This is a genomic window from Rhizobium sp. RHZ02, from assembly GCF_014851575.1.
Classification (GTDB): Bacteria; Pseudomonadota; Alphaproteobacteria; order Rhizobiales; family Rhizobiaceae; genus Rhizobium; species Rhizobium altiplani.
This window is the reverse complement of the sequence record NZ_JACUZX010000109.1, coordinates 1-326: the sequence shown is the minus strand read 5'-3', so window position 1 is coordinate 326 and position 326 is coordinate 1. Positions and strand designations below refer to the sequence as shown.

Annotated in this window: 1 pseudogene; it reads right to left on the bottom strand. The window is 63.2% G+C overall.

The features are described from left to right. Positions 1–154: 154 nt before the first annotated feature. Positions 155–326 (bottom strand): annotated as a pseudogene (locus IB244_RS32690) (IS481 family transposase); the annotation flags it as partial.

Genomic DNA, 326 nt, shown 5'->3' with positions numbered 1-326 from the left:
GCTATCTTCTCGCCATCCAGAACCCGCGCAACGAATTTGAGACGCTCGTCCATGCGGTTGCACTCCTGCAAAGGCACCTTCGCTCTCCTCGCAAAGGCCAAAAGTGTAACCCATGTCTCCGGTATGACCTGTCACCCCTCTCTCGGGAAGGACAGAACTCGCCCTTGAAGTCGGCGCACCACAGATCGTTGGGGCCGATGGCCGCCGACAGCGCCGTGCCCATGGCCTTGTTCGCCCGGTTCCTCTTACGGGCCTGGCTCACAAGGCCGTACCGGTCGAGCACCGCATGCACCGTGCTTCTCGCCGGGATGCGCACGTCGCCGGCC